Annotated in this window: 16 protein-coding genes and 1 tRNA gene; 4 read left to right on the forward strand and 13 right to left on the reverse strand. The window is 40.0% G+C overall.

The window, feature by feature from the left end:
- Window positions 1–256: 256 nt before the first annotated feature.
- The 6 genes from JWR61_RS07615 to JWR61_RS07640 form a co-directional block, all read right to left on the reverse strand.
- Window positions 257–1216: an SGNH/GDSL hydrolase family protein gene (locus tag JWR61_RS07615; RefSeq protein WP_301927250.1), complete on the reverse strand. Its 960-nt coding sequence runs from the start codon at window positions 1214–1216 to the stop codon at window positions 257–259.
- Between the two features lie 448 nt (window positions 1217–1664).
- Window positions 1665–3581, reverse strand: coding sequence for a molecular chaperone DnaK (gene dnaK, locus JWR61_RS07620; RefSeq protein ID WP_301927251.1), 1917 nt, complete (start codon window positions 3579–3581; stop codon window positions 1665–1667).
- Window positions 3582–3739: 158 nt separating this feature from the next.
- Window positions 3740–4240 carry a GtrA family protein gene (locus JWR61_RS07625; RefSeq protein WP_301927252.1) on the reverse strand — a complete coding sequence of 167 codons (501 nt, stop codon included), beginning with the start codon at window positions 4238–4240 and terminating at the stop codon, window positions 3740–3742.
- A gap of 102 nt (window positions 4241–4342) precedes the next feature.
- A complete protein-coding gene (locus JWR61_RS07630) occupies window positions 4343–4828 on the reverse strand; it encodes a hypothetical protein (RefSeq protein ID WP_290335253.1) in 486 nt (161 codons plus the stop codon).
- Window positions 4829–4930: 102 nt separating this feature from the next.
- Window positions 4931–6556 carry an ABC-F family ATP-binding cassette domain-containing protein gene (locus JWR61_RS07635; RefSeq protein WP_301927254.1) on the reverse strand — a complete coding sequence of 542 codons (1626 nt, stop codon included), beginning with the start codon at window positions 6554–6556 and terminating at the stop codon, window positions 4931–4933.
- Window positions 6553–6801 carry a hypothetical protein gene (locus JWR61_RS07640; RefSeq protein WP_301927255.1) on the reverse strand — a complete coding sequence of 83 codons (249 nt, stop codon included), beginning with the start codon at window positions 6799–6801 and terminating at the stop codon, window positions 6553–6555. Before JWR61_RS07640 ends, JWR61_RS07635 begins: the two co-directional genes overlap by 4 nt.
- 17 nt (window positions 6802–6818) lie before the next feature.
- Between JWR61_RS07640 and argS the strand changes: the two genes are divergently transcribed.
- The gene (argS, locus tag JWR61_RS07645) at window positions 6819–8717 is read left to right on the forward strand and encodes an arginine--tRNA ligase (RefSeq protein ID WP_301927256.1); all 1899 of its coding nucleotides are present in this window, start codon (window positions 6819–6821) and stop codon (window positions 8715–8717) included.
- An 81-nt stretch (window positions 8718–8798) separates the two neighbouring features.
- Here argS and rfbD read toward each other — a convergent pair whose 3' ends face one another.
- The 4 genes from rfbD to JWR61_RS07665 form a co-directional block, all read right to left on the reverse strand.
- Window positions 8799–9689, reverse strand: a complete 891-nt coding sequence (gene rfbD, locus JWR61_RS07650; RefSeq protein WP_301927257.1) for a dTDP-4-dehydrorhamnose reductase — start codon at window positions 9687–9689, stop codon at window positions 8799–8801.
- Window positions 9689–11827 carry a prolyl oligopeptidase family protein gene (locus JWR61_RS07655; protein ID WP_301927258.1) on the reverse strand — a complete coding sequence of 713 codons (2139 nt, stop codon included), beginning with the start codon at window positions 11825–11827 and terminating at the stop codon, window positions 9689–9691. The genes rfbD and JWR61_RS07655 overlap by 1 nt, the downstream gene beginning before the upstream one ends.
- Before the next feature lie 145 nt (window positions 11828–11972).
- The gene (locus JWR61_RS07660; protein ID WP_301927259.1) at window positions 11973–13052 is read right to left on the reverse strand and encodes a hypothetical protein; all 1080 of its coding nucleotides are present in this window, start codon (window positions 13050–13052) and stop codon (window positions 11973–11975) included.
- A gap of 411 nt (window positions 13053–13463) precedes the next feature.
- A complete protein-coding gene (locus JWR61_RS07665; protein ID WP_290335246.1) occupies window positions 13464–14111 on the reverse strand; it encodes a phosphatase PAP2-related protein in 648 nt (215 codons plus the stop codon).
- Between the two features lie 229 nt (window positions 14112–14340).
- Here JWR61_RS07665 and JWR61_RS07670 point away from each other — a divergent pair.
- Window positions 14341–14411, forward strand: a tRNA-Gln gene (locus JWR61_RS07670).
- A gap of 413 nt (window positions 14412–14824) precedes the next feature.
- On the opposite strand, the gene JWR61_RS07675 is transcribed toward JWR61_RS07670, so the two are convergent.
- The 3 genes from JWR61_RS07675 to JWR61_RS07685 all read right to left on the reverse strand — a co-directional run bounded on the left by JWR61_RS07675 (window position 14825) and on the right by JWR61_RS07685 (window position 17881).
- Entirely contained in the window at window positions 14825–16942 is a 2118-nt protein-coding gene (locus JWR61_RS07675) for a glycoside hydrolase family 97 protein (protein ID WP_301927260.1), read from the reverse strand.
- Between the two features lie 491 nt (window positions 16943–17433).
- A complete protein-coding gene (locus JWR61_RS07680) occupies window positions 17434–17637 on the reverse strand; it encodes a hypothetical protein (RefSeq protein WP_301927261.1) in 204 nt (67 codons plus the stop codon).
- A gap of 88 nt (window positions 17638–17725) precedes the next feature.
- Complete coding sequence (locus JWR61_RS07685) at window positions 17726–17881, reverse strand: hypothetical protein (RefSeq protein WP_301927262.1); 156 nt, start codon at window positions 17879–17881, stop codon at window positions 17726–17728.
- Window positions 17882–18146: 265 nt separating this feature from the next.
- Here JWR61_RS07685 and JWR61_RS07690 point away from each other — a divergent pair, with 265 nt between their 5' ends.
- Window positions 18147–18614, forward strand: a complete 468-nt coding sequence (locus tag JWR61_RS07690) for an NUDIX domain-containing protein (RefSeq protein ID WP_301927263.1) — start codon at window positions 18147–18149, stop codon at window positions 18612–18614.
- Between the two features lie 586 nt (window positions 18615–19200).
- Window positions 19201–20154 carry an FAD:protein FMN transferase gene (locus JWR61_RS07695; RefSeq protein WP_301927264.1) on the forward strand — a complete coding sequence of 318 codons (954 nt, stop codon included), beginning with the start codon at window positions 19201–19203 and terminating at the stop codon, window positions 20152–20154.
- The last annotated feature ends 10 nt before the right edge of the window (window positions 20155–20164 follow it).

Below are 20164 nucleotides of genomic sequence, written 5' to 3' on the forward strand. Positions count from 1 at the left end.
ATTGGTGGTTTTCTTAAGATGGATATTAACGGAAAGATGACCACGGCACAATAACGGCAATACAATTGCCTCCATGCGTCCCTCGTCAATGCTATGCTGAAGGTTTGAAGATTTACATGGGGTATTTGGTTGGTACGATAATTCTTTGACAGTTTTTTTACTCAACTGCGGTCACCATCAGTAATGTTGCCTCCGTTTTAAATATTTAAACCTAAAAATAAACCGGGCAAGCAATCATCATAGAATTTATAGTTCATTATTTAATAAAAGCCTTTACTGCATCAGTACTATTACCAGTGCTAAGCTTAAAGAAATATATTCCGGTTGGTAAAGCTGCTATCGGCACAATCATCCTTTCTGAAGGCTGAGGTAAATACCATTTTTTTTGCTGCATCAATATACCTGCGATATTGTAAATAGTCATCAAAACATTTTGGTTGCCAATTAAGCTAATCTCTGCTATTAAATTGTCACCGTTATTCTCCCTATATATTTTAGTAATATTTATGAGACTATTTACAGAAGTGGCACGAAAAATATTTCTATCCTTTACTCTCTTAAAAAGATAATTGTGTCCTGTATCGTTCGGATGCACCAGGCCGCCAAGGCTCCGTCTGTCCTCCCTGAGCATATTCAGGCCATCCCCAGTCACCAAATCATCCCAAAAATTTATTGCAAAATTTCCAAACTCGCCAAGGATAGAGTCTTTCATTACCAGCAAGGCCTGACGTTGTGCAATATTATAATCATTCCTTGGCTGAGTAGTGGTGATATAACATTTTGCGCCAGCGGCTGTGACTGTATTGTACATCAGCCGAAAATTACACATCGTTTCCGTCAATGAAAAACCGGCGCCGACATCATTGCCGGGCAAATTGATGATAACAATATCAGGATGGAAACCCAGGGCTTTGGTTACATCCGCCAATGGATCGGGGGAAGGGCGACCCGCCGGTTGGGTATAGCCAGCCGGCAATTCCTGGTAAGTGTTATACCCCCCCACTGCGAGATTGTAAAAAACAGTATCTTCTCCATCCGTTTTGTTGATATTATAACTGTCTTCCAACCTGCCTGCCCAGGACAACTGATAGGTACTTGATCCAAAACCAGCCGCCGTTGAAGAGCCCATGATTACCACCTTTTTTTGTGCAGCTGCAGAATACCAGCCACAAAAGGTACCCGCACAAAGAAGCTTAAGAAGAAATTGAATCTTCATAACATTATATAATTTTCCAATAAAAAAATAACAGGAAGGACGCAGGTGTGATTGGGTAAGATTTCAGACTATGTAAAGATATGTCATTTGACTGAAATGGGCAAAATGATGAGTACCGGGTACATCGCATGGATCACTTCCGGCTTTTCCGGCATGCTTTCCACTACTAGATTAAGCGGCATCAGGAAAACATTGCGTGCACAAGGAGTACTTAGTATTTTTATTTAAAGCTCCTTCTATCATCCCCGTAAAGTTAGAAGCAATTCTGCCGCTGCTGGTGTTGGTGTCCGGAAACGAAGATTCACCTGGTTGTTACTCCGCGGCCGTTCCAGCGCTGTGAGGGATCTGCCATTGTAAATTCAATTACCCTCTCCATATATTAAATCAACCGAATAAAAAAGACCGCAACTTAATCGCTGCGGTCTTCCTTTTTATTTTCATCACAACACTACTTCACTTCTTCAAACTCAGCATCTGTAACGTTTTCTGCATTGGCATTACCATCTCCCGCGGCCTGCTCTCCGCCGGCATTACCCTGTGGTTGTTGCGCACCTGCGTTATCCTGGGTTGCCTTGTACATTTCCTCACTGGCTGCTGTCCATGCTGCGTTCATTTCTGCTACGGCCGAATCAATTTGTGACAGGTCCTGTACCTTATGAGCTTCCTTTAATTTAGTAAGGGCGGCTTCTATCGGTGCTTTTTTACCACTGCTGATTTTATCGCCATATTCCTTCAATTGCTTTTCGGTCTGGAATATTAAACTATCAGCCTGGTTAATTTTTTCAATCTTTTCTTTTTCAGCTTTATCAGTCGCTTCATTTGCCTTAGCTTCATTCTTCATCTTTTCGATTTCTTCTTTGCTTAAGCCACTGCCTGCTTCAATCCGTATATTATGACTTTTACCTGTGCCTTTATCTTTTGCAGTAACATGTAAAATACCGTTTGCATCAATATCAAAAGTTACTTCTACCTGTGGTACACCACGGGGTGCGGGAGGTATATCGGTTAAATTAAATTTACCCAAACTCTTGTTCTGATTGGCTAAAGGCCTTTCCCCCTGCAATACATGAATTTCAACACCGGGCTGGTTATCGCTTGCGGTACTGAATGTTTCAGATTTTTTTGTTGGGATTGTGGTGTTGCTTTCAATCAACCTTGTCATAACGCCACCCATTGTTTCAATACCAAGACTTAATGGCGTAACGTCTAATAACAAAACATCCTTTACATCGCCTGATAAAACACCACCTTGTATTGAAGCTCCGATTGCAACTACTTCATCCGGGTTAACACTACGGTTGGCTTTTCTGCCAAAGAATTTTTCTACAATTTCCTGCACTTTTGGAATACGAGTGCTACCACCTACCAAAATAACTTCGTTGATATCGTTGATTGTTAAACCAGCATCCTTCAGTGCAAGCTCACAAGGTTTTAAACATCTTGAAAACAGTTCATCGGACAATTTTTCAAATTGTGCACGGGTAAACTTTTTAACCAAATGCTTTGGCACACCGTCAACAGCGGTAACATAAGGCAGGTTTATTTCTGTTTCAGAAGAAGAAGATAATTCCACTTTAGCCTTTTCTGCAGCTTCTTTTAAACGCTGCCAAGCCATTGGATCCTTACGCAGGTCGATGGCTTCATCTTTCTTAAATTCTTCAGCCAACCAATCCATGATCACTTTATCAAAATCATCACCACCTAAATGCGTATCACCATTGGTGCTTTTTACTTCAAAAACGCCTTCGCCCAATTCCAGGATGGAGATATCAAATGTACCACCACCTAAGTCGAACACGGCAATCTTTTGATCCTGGTGCTTTTTATCCAAACCATAAGCCAGTGCAGCTGCGGTAGGTTCATTGATAATTCTGCGTACGTTTAAGCCCGCAATTTCACCGGCTTCTTTTGTTGCCTGGCGTTGTGCATCATTAAAATATGCCGGAACAGTAATAACGGCTTCAGTAACTTCTGAACCAAGATAATCTTCTGCAGTTTTTTTCATTTTCTGCAAAATCATGGCACTTATTTCCTGCGGCGTGTACATCCTGCCATCTATGTCTATACGAACTGTATCATTGTCACCTTTTACCACTTTGTAACTACTATGGCTGATATCACTTGTAACTTCATTCCATTTGTGACCCATGTAACGTTTCACGCTCATGATCGTATTGTGCGGATTGGTAATGGCCTGGCGCTTTGCAGGATCCCCTACTTTACGCTCGCCATTTTTAAGAAAAGCCACAATAGAAGGTGTGGTGCGGCGACCTTCATCGTTCGCAATTACTACAGGTTCGCTGCCCTCCATTACGGAAACACAACTGTTCGTAGTTCCTAAATCTATTCCTATTATCTTACCCATGATTGATTATTTTTTTGTTTCAAGGTAGATGTTCAATGATTATGCCATAAGGTTTTGGATGAAAAAATGGCAGTACTTCTTGCTGGTTTTGGTGAAGGGTTAATAATTACATGTCAACCATGTAAAAATTGCGGGGGAATCAGGCGTTTTCGATGACGTTAGTTATTGTCAATCTGCGGCGGTATTTCTCCTTTAACTTTAAAAGTAAAGTATTGCTGCATAAAAAAACTGATGGTTACCACTATAGCGGTGGCTATTACCTGGGCTAGCACAGGATATAAATGGAGGTAAAGTACAAGGCCATTCAACACTACATAATTGATGCAAAGGCTGGAGATGGAGGCAAGAAAATAACGGAATAATTGTATGTGTCCCTTAAGGTTTGAGGAAGTGAAGACAACATATTTGTTGAGCAGAAAGCCTATTATAAAAACTACTGTAGAGGAGCAAAACAAGGAAAAGCTATAGGATTTGAAAGCAATAAAGCCGAAATTCACCTCCTGCTGTTTGGCAATAAAATGAAATACGCCTGTAAAAACTAAGAACCCCAGTACCATATTTCCGCCGCCACAAGCTGCATATCGAAAAGTTTGCCTTGGCATAATTCTACTGAACGGCGGATAAAATACATCAATCAGTGCGAAAATAACATCCCTCATAAAAATATAATCGCCGCGAAGATAATTATTTTGAGTAGTATCCGTAATGCAAACAGTTCTGCCATTGGGGCAGAACTGTTTAATAAATAAAAATTAATTAATTTAAAATGTGTACCTGATGGCAAACCCGCCCCAGTTTCCACTAAAGCCGTTGCCATAATTGTTGCCAAACTCAAATGACGGCTGCCAGTCGAGCGACAAATTGATAGGTGCTCCTCCAATCTTATAATCAAGCCCTAAAACACCATCAACGCCGATAGAAGAACCACCGCCATATTTGGTATTGTAAAAACCAACGTGCGCTCCCGGACCGATATACCATTTCAAACCATCTGCCCCATTGATATTGCCGTGAATTTCATACAGCCCGGTGATTCTTGCACCCCTGTTCCAGAAATATGCCAGGCCTTCCAGTGCAGTATTGTCATTTACGAAATGTTTGATGGTTAAAGCGCCGGGGTAAAATTTAACGCCAACAGCAGTCGTATAACTATCGGATGTGTTATAATCAGTATGACCACCTCTTTGAGCGAAGGCTGTTGCAGAAACAAGCAGCATAACAACTGCACTTAAAATAATTTTTCTCATGTATTTAATTTGGGTTTTTGAATGTTTTGTAAAAATCATGCCAGATCATACGATTGAAACATCTTAATTATCTCAATATCAGGAGACTGGCAAATATTTGTGTTAACTATATAGTTCTTCTTTTAATGCTTTCACCCGTTCATCGGCCAGGTATTCGTCGTAGGTCATCAGCCTGTCAATCACACCCTTTGGTGTAATTTCTATAATACGGTTGGCTACCGTTTGCATAAACTGGTGATCATGCGTGGTTAATAATACAATACCCGGAAAGGTCAGCATGCCATCATTAAACGCAGTAATACTTTCCAAATCAAGGTGATTGGTTGGTTCATCCAATATAACCAGGTTAGGATTCTGCAACATCATCTTGCTGATCATACAACGCACCTTTTCACCTCCGCTCAATACATTTGTTTTCTTTAAAATTTCGTCTCCACTAAATAACATCTTACCTAAAAAGCCGCGGATAAAATCTTCATCCACATCCTTTGTATTGGGTGGCACAAACTGGCGCAGCCAATCCATCAGGTTTAAGCTGCCGGTAAAAAATTCACTGTTATCGTTGGGCAAATAGGCCGATGTAATAGTAGTACCCCACTCGTATTTGCCATGATCAGCCTTCATCCTGCCATTGATGATTTCAAAAAAAGAAGTCAGTGCCACATGGTCGCGGCTGAGGAAGGCAATCTTTTGCCCTTTGTTAATATCAAAAGTAATATTGCTGAAAAGCGGTCTGCCGTCAACCGATTTGGAAAGTTTTTCTACATTCAAAATCTGGTTACCCACTTCTCTTTCCGGTTTAAAAATAATGCCGGGATATTTTCTGTTACTTGGCGTGATATCTTCAAAAACCAGTTTATCCAATGCCTTTTTACGGCTGGTTGCCTGTTTACTTTTAGAAGCATTCGCACTAAAGCGGGCGATAAACTCCAGCAAATCTTTTTTCTTTTCTTCCTGCTTTTTATTCTTGTCACTCGCCTGCCTGGCTGCCAGTTGAGAACTCTCGTACCAAAAGGAATAGTTACCGGTATAAATTTTAATTTTTTGTTTATCCACGTCGGCCACATGCGTACAAACCGCATCCAAAAAGTGACGGTCATGGCTCACTACCAGTACAATGTTCTGATAGTCGGCCAGAAAGTTTTCCAGCCAGCTGATGGTTTCCACATCGAGGTTATTGGTAGGCTCATCCAGCAATAAGATATCCGGGTTACCAAATAACGCTTGCGCCAATAGCACCCTCACCTTCACATTACCACCAATATCCTTCATCATTAGCTGGTGTACTTCTTCTTTTACACCTAACTCGTTCAACAGTTGTGCGGCATCGCTTTCAGCCGTATAACCGCCCATTTCGCCAAATTCATGTTCCAGTTCTCCCGCCTTCATGCCATCTGCTTCTGTAAAATCTTCCTTCAGGTAAATAGCATCCTTTTCATTCATCAGGTCCCACATTTTTTTGTGGCCCATCATTACGGTATGCAAAACAGATACTTCGTCAAAACCAAAGTGGTCCTGCCTGAGCATGGCAATACGCTCGCCGGGCGAAATGCTTACCGTTCCCTTGTTGGGCTCAATTTCACCACTCAGTATTTTTATAAAAGTAGATTTACCGGCACCGTTGGCACCAATAACGCCATAACAATTTCCCTTGGTAAAAGAAATATTTACTTCATCAAACAAAACCCGTTTGCCATAGGCCAGGGTCACATTATTTGCACTTATCATAACTTTAAAATGTCGGCAAAGGTAAAGAATAATGGATAATGGATAATGTTTAAATGAATAATCAAAAGCATTTTTTTGAGTCCGGGCATTGTTTTCCATGGCAACATACTTGCATCGCCCTCTTTTGCGACAACGCAATTGGCAGCCGTTGCCCATGGATCGAAGTTTAATTTTGAACAGGCCGCTTCAGCATCGCTGCTGATTACCAGCGTAACAACCACAACATCAAAACCATCTAACCTCATTTCATTATTTTTGCAGCATGTCAATTGTAAACACCATCAAATCGCATGTAACGGCCGCATTGTCTGCCCTATACAATCATCCCTATACAGAAAAAGATTTTCAAATCAACCAAACCAAACCTGAGTTTGAAGGAGATTATACCATTGTAATGTTTTCGCTGGTGAAGTCGCTGAAAACTTCACCGGAAGTAATCGGTGATGCATTGGGGGGCTATCTTGTTCAGCATCACCCCGATTTATTTTCTGATTTTAATATCATCAAAGGCTTTTTAAACCTTTCCATTCCGGATACTTTCTGGAGCAATCTGCTGCAGGAAAATTATAGCAATGCTGCTTACGGACATAAAGAAAAAAATGGCAAAAAGGTTATGGTGGAATACTCCTCCCCTAACACCAACAAGCCGTTGCACTTAGGCCATTTAAGAAATAATTTTTTAGGATGGAGCGTGGCAGAGATTTACAAAGCAAGCGGATACGACGTTATTAAAAGCTGCATTGTAAACGATCGTGGCATCCACATTTGCAAAAGCATGATTGCCTGGCAGAAGTACGCCAATGGCGCTACACCGCAATCTACCGGCATCAAAGGCGATCATTTGGTGGGTGATTATTATGTGCGTTTTGAAAATGACTTAAAAGCCGAAAGCCAGATTTTAATCAACAAAATTAACCTGGCCGACCTGACCGATTTTAGCGGACCAGCGCTGGAAAAACTGGATAAATTACTCATCGCTTTAACCAAACTGGATGAAATAAAAGATGAAGAAAAAATCGACAAACTGCATGACGAAATAAAAGAACTGGCAAGGAACAATACCAAAGTCATTGCCGAAGCCAAACAAATGCTGCTGGACTGGGAAGAAGGTAAACCCGAAGTAATTGACCTGTGGAAAAAAATGAATGGCTGGGTGTATGAAGGCTTTGACATTACCTACAAGCGCATTGGCAGCGACTTTGATAAGATCTATTATGAAAGTAACACCTACCTGCTGGGCAAATCCATTGTGCAGCAGGGCCTGGATAAAAACGTATTTTTTAAAAAAGAAGATGGCAGCATCTGGATAGATTTAACAGCCGACGGGCTTGATGAAAAACTGGTACAACGCAAAGACGGCACATCCGTTTACATTACCCAGGACATTGGTTTAGCTCTTCAAAAATATGAAGAATTTAAGATTGACAGCAGCATTTATGTAATCGGCAACGAGCAAAACTACCACATGAAAGTATTGCAGCTGATCTGCAAAAAACTGGGCATGCCCAACGCCGCAAATATTTTGCACCTAAGTTACGGCATGGTAGAATTAACCACCGGCAAAATGAAAAGCCGTGAAGGAACAGTGGTAGATGCCGATGACCTGGTTGATGAAATGATCGCCACTTCGCAGCGCCTTACTGAAGAACTCGGCAAAGTAAAAGACTTTACCGAAGCCGAGCTGAGAGACCTTTATGAAACCATTGGCCTGGGCGCTATGAAATTTTATTTGTTGCGGGTAGACCCTAAAAAAACAATGGTATTCAATCCTGAAGAGAGCATCGATTTTCATGGATTTACGGGACCTTTTGTACAATACACGCATGCAAGAATTAAAAGCATTTTACGCAAGGAACCAATCATCAGCCAGGAGCCAATAGAAGCAACTGACCTGCTTAAACTGGAGAAAGAAGTAATTGTATTGCTGGAGCAATATCCTGATGCAATTGAGCAAGCTTGTACAGAACACAACCCCTCTGCAATTGCGATGTACGTTTTCAACCTGGCAAAAACATTCAATTCATTTTATGTAGAGCACTCCATCGCCAATGCAGAAAGCGATGAAAAGAAACAACTGCGTTTACAGCTCGCCGTTATGACAGCCAATGTATTAAAAAGCGGTATGGAGTTAATGGGAATAAAAGTGCCGGAAAGAATGTAGGATAGGCACGCTGATCAGACGGACAAATACGGATAAATCGGATAAAAAAATCCGTTTAAATCAGCGTCATCAACGTTTCTATCAAGACAACATTTTTTGTAACCCTTCCTTAAAACTCAGTGGCTCATAGCCAAGTTCATTTTTCGCTTTATCTATTATAAAACCAGTAGTAGCGGGCCTTTTAGCTGGCTGGGTAAAAACAGCCGCATCCACTTTTTCAATCAGGGAGGCGTCCAAATGCAGGTATTCCGCTGTGGCCATGGCCATATCATACGGACTTAAAAAATCTTTCCCGGAAATATGAAAAAGTCCGGTGACTTTTTTTTCTGCAATCAGCAAAATACCTTTGGCGAGGTCTTCAATATAAGTAGGTGTGCGCCATTGATCACTTACTACTTTTATCTTCTGCCCCTGCTCCAGGTTTTCTTTTACCCAACTGATGACATTGCTCCGGGTGCCAAATAAGATATTGCCGTACAACAGGCAGGTTCTTACAATAGCATACGGCAATCCACTTTCAGCAACTGCTTTTTCTGCCGCCACTTTTGTACTGCCATAATAACTTACCGGGTTTACTTCATCCGTTTCTTTATACGGACCATGTATGCCATCAAAAACAAAATCGGTAGAAACAAAAATCATAAAAGCATTGATTTGCTTTGCTGCTTCCACCAAAAAACGGGTGGCCGTCACATTGATCTCCCATGCTTTGATGGGGTCCTGTTCACATTCATCCACCTGCGTTAATGCAGCACAATGAATGATGGTGTCGGGGCGCAATTTTTCCAGCAATAAATTAACCGCCATACCGTCGGTAATGTCGAGCGAATAATAATGAATACGGCTATCCTGTATTACCAGCCGCGGTTCCCGTTTGCTGGTGGCCATTACCTCATACGAAGTTGTGTCCAGTATCATTTTTACCAGGTGCTGACCCAGTAATCCGTTAGATCCTGTTATTAAAATTTTCATTACAGTTGAGGGGTTACGCCCATGTTATAAAAAATGAAAGAATAAATATCGGCCAGTGTTTCAATGTTCTTTTTAGTGTTGCTGGCGCCATGTCCGCTGTTGGTATCAATGCGTATCAGAACCGGGTTACTGCCTTTGTATTTTTCCTGAAGCGTGGCAATGTATTTAAAAGAATGCGCAGGCACTACCCTGTCATCATGATCCGCCGTTGTTACCAATACCGCCGGGTAATTAATGCCAGCCTTAATATTATGCAAAGGCGAAAAAGCATACAGGTTTTTAAAATTGGCTTCGTCCTTTTCACTGCTGCCGTAGTCCGCAATCCAGTTCCAACCGATGGTAAATTTGTGAAAGCGCAGCATGTCCATTACACCCACCTGCGGAATGGCCACCCTGAAAAGATCCGGTCGCTGGTTGATAACAGCACCAACTAAAAGGCCGCCATTGCTGCCGCCCCGAATAGCCAGTTTTTGATTGCTCGTATATTTCTGCTGAATCAAATATTCACCTGCCGCTATAAAATCATCAAACACATTTTGCTTGTTAAGGATCATCCCTGCCTTGTGCCATTTTTCTCCATACTCGCCGCCACCACGCAGGTTAGCCTGCGCATACACACCACCGGCATTTAAAAACGGCAGCAAGGTTGCGCTGAAAGCAGGCTGCAGGTTGATGTTAAAACCTCCATATCCATATAGCAAAGTAACATTGTTGCCATCCAGCTTAACACCTTTCTTACTGACAATAAACATGGGTATTTTAGTTCCGTCTTTTGATGGATAAAAAACCTGCTTCGTTTCGTAATCTGCAGGGTTAAAACTTACTTCCGGCTGGCGAAATACAGTGCTTGTGCCAGAGGCAATATCATATTTATAAATGGTAGGTGGAATAGTAAAAGATGTGAACACATAAAACACAAATTTGTCATCTGCTTTTCCACCTATACCGCCACCATTACCCAGGCCGGGATATTTAATTTCATTCAATAATTTTCCTGTTAAATCATAAACGTACGTGCGGCTGGTAACGTCTTTTAAATAATCAACAAACAGTCTTCCGCCGGCGGTATTGGCACTTTGCAATGGCTCCGGCTTTTCCGGTATAACTATTTTCGCATTTGCAATATCGGGCTTTGCAATGTTCACTGCTATCACTTTACTGTTCGGTGCACCATCATTTGTTTTCAAAAAAAACTGGTCTGCCGTATTGTCTATTACCTGGTAATCGCTGTTGGTAATTTCTTTTACAATTGGGATGAATGTTGTGTCGGTTGCCAGAGAAAGGTCTTTAAAATAAACGGCATTGCCATCGAATCCTTTGCCCCTGTCGCTGATGGTTAAAAATAAATAACGTTCATCTTCACTGGTTGAGGCTCCAACAAAGCGCTGCGGATTTTCTTTGTTCTCATACACCAGTTTATCTTCCTTCTGGTTGGTACCCACTACATGAAAATACACCTGGTGATTTTCATTTTTTGCACTCAGATCACTGCTGCCTTTTTGCGGTTCAGGATACCGGCTGTAATAAAAGCCATTACCCTTCCATGCCGCTCCACTAAATTTTACCCAGCTTAATTCGTCGGGCAAATTGGTTCCGGTATTCATGTCACGCACATAATAGGTTTGCCAATCACTGCCTCCTTTGCTAAGTCCTACCGCTTCATAACGCCCATCCTTGCTTAAGTCAAAAAGCTGCAGACGGGTAGTTCCATCCGCACTTAATTTATTGGGATCAAGTACCAGTTCCGGTTTCCCATCCAGGCCAAACTGCCGGTACAATACGCTTTGGTTTTGCAGACCATCATTCTTGTAAAAATAAAACCATCCATTGTTTTTAAAAGGGGCTGAATATCTTGGATAGTTAAATACTTTTTCTATTGCTTCCTGGAAGCTTGCCCTGTAAGGAATTTTACCAAGATAATTTTGCGTAACTAAATTTTCTGCGGTCACCCATTCTTTGGTGGGTTCACTTTTGTCATCTTCAAGCCAACGGTAGGGATCGCTTACTTTGGTGCCAAAATAATCGTCTGTTTGTTCTATCTTTTTTGTAACGGGGTATTGCAATTGCGCATTCACTGTGTTCATAATAAAAAATGTTCCTGCCAGCAGAAACAACATACTTTTTTGGGTCGTTGGCATATAATGATTTTAAAAGCTGCGGGAAAGATTTTGAAATTAAACAATTTAGTGCAAAGTGAAAAAGCATTTGCTAAAGTAATCTGCGGCTTTGCATTCCGACGACATATTGCAGCGAAAAACAAATCAAATACGCATCTATCTTTTATCAGGGAACGGTGCTTGTTTCAGGAGTAAGGGAGATAGTTAATACAAATAAAATCTTCTCTTCGCTAAGCGCATCGCTGGCACTTATAACAGGCGTTTTGGAAAATTTATCATCCCGGCAATTGATACAGCTTAATACAATATTTTCCTTTTTAAAATTCAGTTTGCCGCTATTATCTGCCAATATTAAACCAGAATTAGCAGAGTTAGCTCCGTAAAACTTAAAGTCGTTGTCATTGAGCTTTATTAATTCATACAGGCTCATGCCGGCATGTACACCACTTTTAAAAAGCCAGTTGTTTTCAGCAACAAAGTTATCTTTTGTAGACAAGCTGGCTAATTTTTGTTGTCCTCCGAATAGCAAATGATCAATGCCACATTTATTAATATCATCTTTCCAGATATATACTACCTGCCGGCTGGTATTTAAAAATAAAACCGAGCAACGGTTCACTTCGTTTTCAGAAAAGAAATACACATCACTCTTTACATTATTTTTCCCGAAATAATATACCAGCGATTCATGCGATGTAAAGGCCAGCAAGTCATCCGCATACACAACATCTTTAGGATTTGGAAATACATTTTTTGACACTCTTAAGTTGAACAATTTTGTGCTGTCGCTTAACGTAAAAAAGGTACGTACCAAATATTGATTGTGTTGAAAAATCAGCGGTTGTGTGGAAAGTGAGTCGGCGGACTGGTTGGTGTAAAACCCCTTCTTTTTAAATTGGTTTACCAGGTCTCCGAATTCAGTAAACTGAGAAGTTTGATAAATGATACAATTAGCATCTTTTAACTGGGCTTCATTTATAAAGTGAAGTGAAGAATCAACAGTTGTATCACCCTTCTCCCTCTGCTTTCTGAACTGATAAAAATTAAATGAAGTGTCGTTTATAAAATCTTTACCGGTATGTTTAAACCCCTTCTTTATGATATAAGATGAAAGTTTTGACTTAGGTAAATCCGTCATGGACAGTAGATTATCAGCAGACACATCCTGTCCTCTGCCAGCTAGCGCCGGCAGAAATAAAACAAAGAGTATTGTAACGTTCTTAACAACTATTTCTAAACGGATCATTATTAAAACATGTTTACTACAGCGACTGGACAATGTTCGCAGAAAAATATAACTGCGTCTTGTATTAAAACCATACAAATATAACAATCAACCGGTGCAAACCGATGCACCCGTGTGCAAATTCCTTCTTTAGTTTAATATTAAGCAACCAATTCACAAAAGGAATCACCTGTCCTTTAAATAACCACACTGAAACGACAACGGCTTTATTATATTATCTTAAAGGCTTTTGGAAGCCGGAAGTATCAAAGAAACCATAAGGGGGTGCACTGCATCCGATATACAAGTAATGACTTTGAATGCGATATTTTGGATTGTCAGGCAGCAGAAATTCACATTCTTTAATAACCATGTAATCTGTACGGGAATCTGACTAAACAACAGCAGTTTATGAAAAGAAATCACCGCGGGCTAAACAACAAAAAATTTACGAACACCTTTTACCAGGAAGAAAGTTATAATAAATGCCCCGGCAACGTCCATCGAATAGTGAACATGTTGAATCAGGACAAGCACTCCAACTGCTATCGAGCAGGCAAGCACAAACCACTTATCTCTTTTTTTGGGAAGTAGTAAATAAACCATAAACAGGTTGCTGGTGTGGCCGGAGAAAAAAAGATCTTTAGTAATAAACAGTCCACGCCCACCATATGTAAGGCTGGTAAGTGGGTCTTTCAATACAATTAATCCCTCTGGTGGATCAAGTGCAAACAGGTAGATCGTGGTAATCCTTAACATCAGCAGGGCTACAGTACAAGCCAGCAAGGGTAAAAAAATTGCAGGCTCCTGCACACTGCGGACAATGGCCAGCAAAAAAACGGACCATATTAAAATAAAAATAGCTACCGAAAAATCACGTGCCGGAATATATTGTAACAACCAGTCATTTAAAACTACCCCATCTCTTTTTTCAATAAAAGCAAAAAAAGAAGGCAGCAAAAGAAGCTGTGTTAGAAAAAGCACAAAGACGATAATCAGCTTTGCACGAAACAACCTGTCCTGCCAGGCGTCGCCCCATCCATAGCTTTTATCATAAGCATAACTCGTTACATTGTTCACGGTGCAAAAATAACTACCTGTTTGATAAAATGTAAAAAAAGATAAAATATTAACAACCAGTTTATAACTTATAATAGTGAGTTTTATTGCAACACACGGGCCTCTTCATAAAAATTGTTGCCGGCATTCATTGTAACCCATTAAGCAACACGCTATCTTTTTTGCAGAATTAAAAATATTTTAAAAAAGGTTTGTTTTATTTTTTCTTTAAGTTTGCACTCTGAAATTTTGCCCGATAGTATAATGGTAGTACTGCAGATTCTGATTCTGCCTGTCTTGGTTCGAATCCAGGTCGGGTAACACAAAGTGGACAAACCGACATTTAACCCGGTTTGTCCATTTTTATTTGCGCCAAAATCATTATCCGGAGTCAATATCAGGTCAACGGCCTAATTAAATCCGGACAGTTCAATATTACAATTTACCACTACTGAATTTCTGCTTTAAACAACCAATACGTCCCCGTTTATTCGAGTGTATGTTATATGCATCGAAAGCTAAAACATTCGCTTTCGTTCAATTTTAGCAAATTCTTTCAGCGTTCCTGAACTGCACTGCAATAATCTGGCGTCTGAACTTCCAGTTCATTCAGCAAGCATAGCTTTATGTTTCTGTAAAAAATGACCAGTATTTTTTTTAACCACAAGATGATACCAATAAAAATCACACAAAGGACGGCATTCGCCGCTGAAACAGCTGCTTAAAAAAGATTGTCACTTGCTAACACCTGGTATAATGCTGATGGCATAACCGCCACCCGGCGCACTAACAGTTGACAGTTTTGATTTACTGGTTACTGTTATTTTACGAATGGTATATGCCTGTGGATTGGTTTTGTAATGTGCCTCTTTAGCATCGGCATAAATGGTGGCCGTGTATTTTTTACCGGCATCTAAAAAATCCAGTGCAATGGCAGATGTTCTGGTTTGTTCGCCATTAACGTTTCCGATAAACCAATTGTTTTTTCCTTTGGCCTTGCGTGCGACGGTAATGTATTCCCCGGGTTCTGCTTCCAGGTATTTGCTGTCATCCCAATCAACTGCCACATCTTTAATAAACTGAAATGCATCCATAAACCGGCTATAATTTTCCGGCAAATCCGCCGCCATTTGCAGCGGGCTGTACATCGTTACATACAACGCCAGCTGGTTTGCCAAAGTACTGTTGCAATGCGAATGATTGCTTGCACTGATCTTGCTGATGTCCATTTCGAAAATACCGGGTGTATAATCCATTGGTCCGCCGATGAGTCTTGTAAAAGGCAGCACGGTTACATGATTGGCTTTTGAGCCACCAAATGCCTGGTACTCCGTTCCTCTTGCGGCCTCATTGCCTATCAGGTTAGGATAGGTTCGTGCAATGCCAGTTGGGCGCACCGCCTCATGTGCGTTCACCATGATCTTGTAGCTGGCCGCTTTTTCAATGGCATACTGGTAATGGTTTACAATCCATTGACTATAGTGATTTTCACCTCTTGGTAATATAGGTCCCACATAGCCACTCTTCACCGCATCATAACCATTTGCCTTCATGAATTTATAGGCTGTGTCCATATGCCGTTCGTAGTTTCTAACAGAACCCGAAGTTTCATGATGCATAATCATCTTAATGCCTTTGGACGCTGCATAATTATGCAATTCCTGCACATCAAAATCAGGGTAAGGGGTCACAAAATCAAATACGTAATCTTTCGAATGCCCAAACCAGTCCTCCCATCCGACATTCCAGCCTTCTACCAACACCGCATCAAAACCATTCTGCGCAGCAAAGTCGATGTACCTTTTTACATTGGCAGTATTGGCGCCATGTGTACCGTTGGGCTTTACTTTTGTAAAATCTGTTACGCCCAATTGCACTGCAGGTAAATCATTGGTATACGACCATGTACTTTTTCCTGTTATCATCTCCCACCAAACGCCCATGTATTTTACTGGTTTTATCCAGGATGTTTCAGGTATTTTACACGGCTCATTCAGGTTGTAGGTTATTTTTGAAGCAAGTATATCCCGGGCATCATCGCTTACTATCACGGTGCGCCATGGCGAGACTGCAGGAGCTTGTATATACCCTTTGTCTCCTTTTGCATCAGGCGTTAACCAGGATTCAAAAATCATATTTTTATCATCCAGGTTCAGATGCATGCAGGCATAATTGATTAAAGCTGCTTCATGCAAATTGATATACAAGCCATCATCTGTTTTCAACATCAGTGATGTTTGGACACCTGTGGGTGAGAAGGAAGTCTGCGCCAAATTAGCTGTCCTGGCTTTTTCCTGCAAGCCTCTAATTTCAGAAAGTCTTGACCGCGTATAATCATATTCCTGCGTATCATAATCTCCTGGTATCCAAAATGCAGTAATATCGCCGGGCATTGCAAACTGTGTTCGTTCTTCTTTTATAGTAAAATACACCAGGTTATTTTGCTGCGGAAATTCATAGCGAAAACCAAGCCCGTCATTAAACAACCGAAAACGGATCAGCAGTTGGCGGTTGGTTTCTTTTTGATTGAGTGTTACCGCCATTTCGTTATAATGATTGCGGATGGAATTCACCTCTCCCCAAATTGGTTTCCATGTTTCATCAAACGTTGTGTTTTTTGTATTTGTGACAGTAAAATCATTTAGTAAAGATTTTTTATCATCCTTCAGTTCCAGGCCAAGTTTGCTGGGTTTGATTACCGTTTTACTTTTGTATGTGAGGTTGTATACAGGCGTTCCATCCGCCTGCAGTGTGAAAGTTAAAAAAAATTTTCCGTCCGGCGATTGAAGGTTTTGTGCAGTGGTAACAAAAAAAGCCAAAAGCAAGGTTATGCTTATAAACAGCTGTCTCATGGTTAAAAAATTAAGATGAAAATAATACGATGCCTGCAAACATTTTGGCGATCGTGTTATTCGCCTATCACATTATTTATTACCTGCCTTATAATAACACTCTAATATAATAACCGAATGACAATGTAAAATTAGGGTGGAATTTACTTTGTGAGCAATTTTTATTTTGCTACAATGTTTGCCACTTTGGTAGCGAAAACCTGGGCAAAACAACTATTCAAATAATATAGAAGAAACTGATGTTGTAAATACATTCAGTCAAAAGCCCAACTAATAAACAGCACTTTTAAAAGCGAAGAATAAATTAAAATGACTTTAAAATTGCTTACGATTAAAGAATAAATTCCTTCCTTCTGTTGAAATAGCTGAAAGGTAAAAGAGGTAACTTAATTTGAAACTTCAACCCGGTAAAGACTTACTGAGAAGATCATTTTTTCAATCGAAAATAAACACAGGAATTGCATTTAAAACGAGTTGTAAAGAAAAGTATATCAGAAAGCCTTTTTCTTTTGTTTAAAAAGCACATCCGGAATCTCGACAACTGCATCCATTAGCACCTTATTATCCCAGCGTAATTTATTGATGTATTTTCTAAATGTTATAGACATTGCATCATGTCTTGCATCAAAAGAATGTTCGCTATCCGGATTTTGCTTGCCTATCGGTGTCCCTTTCTGGCTGCCCTGGATGGTCATAGATTTGCCTGGTTCGGGATTGGTGCCCGTGGCCTTCCATGTTTTTCCTTTAGCTGTTCCCGCTGAAATTTTAAACTTTGCTATAAGGTCATTTTTTCCAGTTATTTTCCATTTTAGTGTATGATTTTTTACTTACCGTTGAATCTTTTTTGCTCCTCGAAACGCCTTTTTCTTTTCGTGCATTAATATTATTAACAAGAGAGTTTTCTACGCCAAGCTTATTTTTTTTAGCACCTTTTTTCATTGTTTTATTTTTTAATTATTTTTCAAATAGTATGCCTTCATGAATGTTTAATAATCTCATCAATGATTTAACACCTTGACTAAACAGTATGATTAAATAAAGCTTGTGTTGGGAATAAATTGGAAACAGCCGTGAAAAAAATACCACGATAAAACGACATTGAATTACGTTCCATATACCGATCGACGTTAAAAACTGTCGTACATTCAGTTAAGTTTTCATTCAATTATTCATGCATGCAATCTGCCGTTTAAATAGTTCGTCAATGAAGCAAAGCGCCGGCATATTATTATTTAAAAGAGTATCTAAAAAAATAGAAGTGTTGCTCGTACACCCGGGCGGACCTTTCTGGAAAAATAAAGATCTGGGTAGCTGGTCTATACCCAAGGGCGAGTTTACTGATGAAGAATCTGCACGGGAAGCAGCCAGGCGGGAGTTCAAAGAAGAGACTGGCTTTGCGATTACTGAAAAAGAAAAAATGCTACCCCTCACAATGGTAAAACAAAAAAGTGGTAAATTAATTTATGCATGGGCAGTTGAAAAAGATATTGATGCAACAGCTATAAAAAGCAACCATTTTGAAATAGAGTGGCCGCCAAAATCCGGCCAGTTAAAAAGCTTTCCTGAAATAGATAAAGCAGAATGGTTTTCTCTTGAAGAAGCAATGCAAAAAATCAATTCCTCGCAAGCAGCTTTTATAACAGAACTACAGCAATTACTATCCCAAAAATAAAGCAGGAATTTTCTTTCTCCTAAAATCTTACATGTCAATTTTATAATTAAAAGATACCGCTATAAATATTAATTACCTGTCAAAATTTTATTGTTGAATCTTGATATCGGTCAGGCCTTATTGCTACCGTTTATTAAATTAAAATAATTTTACTTGTTATTTTAACATGTCTTTTTTGCAAATTTCCTTGCTTAATTATTACGCTAAATACAGGGCTTGTTCAACAACTTCTTTTCCTTTTCAATCATTCATAATGATGTATCTAGTACACCGTTGACGATTCATCGGCACTTTGGTTCGGTTTACCGTAAATCCATACTCACGTTGCATTCCCGCAATAATTCGTGCGCCAAGATTATCAAAAGAAAAAACAAAAAAGTCACTTCTTTAACGTCTTCAACCCAACCCTTTTTTAAAGTAACGTATCTAAATAAACAACAACAAATATTGAATACCCTAAACAGATAATAAGAAAAAAATTGTTTCCGGTCATGAAATCGCCGGCTTTAACCTAAGCCATTGTTTTTATAAATCATTGCAATTTTTAAACTATGCTGCTTACTTATTAACCTAAGAAAATTTATTTATGAGACTATATCATAAAAAACAAGATGTCATCAGCTGGCAAATTTTATTAATGGGAGAAAAGGTTGAAATAAGTATGCTGAGCGATGAGGAGCAATGGCCGGGAAATCTACTTGAAAGTGCGACCAACGAGATGAGAAGAATTGAAGACCTTTTTACAACAAGGGATGTATTGAATCCAATAAAACAAATTAACGCACAGGCGGGAATTAAACCTGTTAAAGTCAGTAAAGAGATATACGATGTTATCAGCAGGTGTATGCATGTGCTGGAGTTAACGCAGAATGCTTTTAAAATGATTTACGATTTTAAATCCAAACATCGGGCTGTATCCGGCGATTCAGAACACAGCTTCTTTCCCCCCAAAAAAAATGCACTGGATTTATTTAGCCATATTGAATTCGATAAACAAAATTGTTCTGTTTTTTTAAATGAAAAAGGCCTGCACTTAAACCTCCGTAACCTGGTAAAAGGCTATGCAAAAGACCGGGCGAAAAACTTGTTAAAACAAAATGGCGTGGATAGCGGATACATAAAATCAGCCAGCGAAATTGTTACCTGGGGCAGCGGTGTAAATTACCGGGCAGGAGCCGTTAAAGGAGGTATTTCTTCATTGGGTGAGCATGTGTTTTCAGGAATTAATATCAGTGAGCCGGCTTTTGTTACTTCCGGAGTATATGACACACAGCCTGTTGTCGAAAGACATAGAAATATGCATTTACAGGCAAGAAAAACAGCATCCGGCTGCGGCATTCAAAGCGCTACTGTCATTTGCAGCAGTGCAGAAATGGCGTGTTCGCTTCACCCATACCTGTTAGAAATCGGGTTAAACAACAGCCTTGAACTGATTAATCAAATGCAGGACGTGGCGGTGATCTTTACTGACCAGCATGACATCATGCACACATCAAAAAACATAAGGATTCACCAATTAGGGGCGTTGTGTGCTGTATAAATAAATTATT

The organism is Ferruginibacter sp. (assembly GCF_028288465.1).
Taxonomy (GTDB): Bacteria; Bacteroidota; Bacteroidia; order Chitinophagales; family Chitinophagaceae; genus Ferruginibacter.

Bases quoted from the DNA above. Each gene is read 5' to 3' on its own strand.
- JWR61_RS07680 (WP_301927261.1), bottom strand. From the start codon at position 17,637: ATGACCATCCAGGGCAGCCAGAAAGGGACACCGATAGGCAAGCAAAAT.
- JWR61_RS07635 (WP_301927254.1), bottom strand. From the start codon at position 6,556: ATGATAAGTGCAAATAATGTGACCCTGGCCTATGGCAAACGGGTTTTG.
- JWR61_RS07655 (WP_301927258.1), bottom strand. From the start codon at position 11,827: ATGCCAACGACCCAAAAAAGTATGTTGTTTCTGCTGGCAGGAACATTT.
- JWR61_RS07660 (WP_301927259.1), bottom strand. From the start codon at position 13,052: ATGATCCGTTTAGAAATAGTTGTTAAGAACGTTACAATACTCTTTGTT.
- JWR61_RS07630 (WP_290335253.1), bottom strand. From the start codon at position 4,828: ATGAGAAAAATTATTTTAAGTGCAGTTGTTATGCTGCTTGTTTCTGCA.
- JWR61_RS07675 (WP_301927260.1), bottom strand. From the start codon at position 16,942: ATGAGACAGCTGTTTATAAGCATAACCTTGCTTTTGGCTTTTTTTGTT.
- rfbD (WP_301927257.1), bottom strand. From the start codon at position 9,689: ATGAAAATTTTAATAACAGGATCTAACGGATTACTGGGTCAGCACCTG.
- JWR61_RS07695 (WP_301927264.1), top strand. From the start codon at position 19,201: ATGAGACTATATCATAAAAAACAAGATGTCATCAGCTGGCAAATTTTA.
- dnaK (WP_301927251.1), bottom strand. From the start codon at position 3,581: ATGGGTAAGATAATAGGAATAGATTTAGGAACTACGAACAGTTGTGTT.
- JWR61_RS07690 (WP_301927263.1), top strand. From the start codon at position 18,147: ATGAAGCAAAGCGCCGGCATATTATTATTTAAAAGAGTATCTAAAAAA.
- JWR61_RS07615 (WP_301927250.1), bottom strand. From the start codon at position 1,216: ATGAAGATTCAATTTCTTCTTAAGCTTCTTTGTGCGGGTACCTTTTGT.
- JWR61_RS07640 (WP_301927255.1), bottom strand. From the start codon at position 6,801: ATGAGGTTAGATGGTTTTGATGTTGTGGTTGTTACGCTGGTAATCAGC.
- JWR61_RS07625 (WP_301927252.1), bottom strand. From the start codon at position 4,240: ATGAGGGATGTTATTTTCGCACTGATTGATGTATTTTATCCGCCGTTC.
- JWR61_RS07685 (WP_301927262.1), bottom strand. From the start codon at position 17,881: ATGAAAAAAGGTGCTAAAAAAAATAAGCTTGGCGTAGAAAACTCTCTT.
- argS (WP_301927256.1), top strand. From the start codon at position 6,819: ATGTCAATTGTAAACACCATCAAATCGCATGTAACGGCCGCATTGTCT.